General features: G+C 45.6%; 2 tRNA genes and 2 rRNA genes. All 4 read right to left on the minus strand.

The features are described from left to right. Positions 1–290 (minus strand): 23S ribosomal RNA (locus tag AAAT26_RS09570); the annotation flags it as partial. A 358-nt stretch (positions 291–648) separates the two neighbouring features. Continuing rightward, positions 649–724: transfer RNA gene (locus AAAT26_RS09575), tRNA-Ala, on the minus strand. A gap of 130 nt (positions 725–854) precedes the next feature. Then, positions 855–931, minus strand: a tRNA-Ile gene (locus AAAT26_RS09580). 151 nt (positions 932–1,082) lie between these two features. Further along, positions 1,083–1,142 (minus strand): 16S ribosomal RNA (locus AAAT26_RS09585); the annotation flags it as partial.

The raw sequence follows: 1,142 nt of genomic DNA on the forward strand, positions 1-1,142 counted from the left end.
CCCGGTGCGGTTGCCCGCTCCGGTTTGGCCTCTTTCCCGTTCGCTCGCCGCTACTAAGAAAATCTCGTTTGATTACTGTTCCTCCGGGTAATTAGATGTTTCAGTTCCCCGGGTGCCCTCCTCATAGTCTATGCTATGGGTGACAGTGCATAACCACTGCCGGGTTCCCCCATTCGGAAATCTACGGGTCAAAGATTGCTTGCATCTCTCCGTAGCTTATCGCAGCTTACCGCGTCCTTCTTCGGCTGATATCGCCAAGGCATCCACCGTACGCCCTTATTATCTTTACTTATTTTGCGTTATCATTTGCGCCTATCGTCGTCGCCTCACGCTCGATTTTGCCTTACGTACAACAGTACGCGGCGGCTTCATCTCGCTCAGGCTCCTAGATATGCATCAAATGCTAACGAAAATCTCATGATTAAATACATGAGAGATAATATTGACATGCATTAGATACATTGTCGTTTTTTGTAGCCGTACATTTTCATGTACGTCACCATTAAGTCAGAGAATTATTTCCTATGTGCTCGGGTCAACCTACTTAGAAATTCTAAGAGATGACCTTACAAATATATATTAATTCTTCTATGCAGTTTTCAAAGAACAAACAATTAGTATATCACAGACTCGCTGTCAAATACTAAATGGTGGAGACGAGGAGATTCGAACTCCTGACCCCCTGCTTGCAAGGCAGGTGCTCTCCCAACTGAGCTACGCCCCCGTAATGGGTTCACTTAAGTCTCGATAATCCATTCCGAAGAATCCGTTATCTTTTATAAGCTTTTCCTATTATTTTAGCTCTTAATGTCTGTACTCTACACAAAAGTGTATTTCAAGTTATATGAGCCAACTGGTGGGCCTAGGTGGACTCGAACCACCGACCTCACGCTTATCAGGCGTGCGCTCTAACCAGCTGAGCTATAGGCCCATATCTGTAGATTGAGAGTCTTTACAGATCTCTCAAAACCAAACAATGATAAGTGTGTAAGTACAGCTAGCGCTTATGCTACGTCTACTTACTCGCCAAAGTGTCGACCTAAGTGACATCCAAGCTCTTGGCTCGGTGTATGTCTCCCTAGAAAGGAGGTGATCCAGCCGCACCTTCCGATACGGCTACCTTGTTACGACTTCACCCCAAT

Origin of the sequence: Veillonella parvula (assembly GCF_040094895.1) — a bacterium.
In the GTDB taxonomy this organism is placed as follows: Bacteria; Bacillota; Negativicutes; order Veillonellales; family Veillonellaceae; genus Veillonella; species Veillonella parvula_L.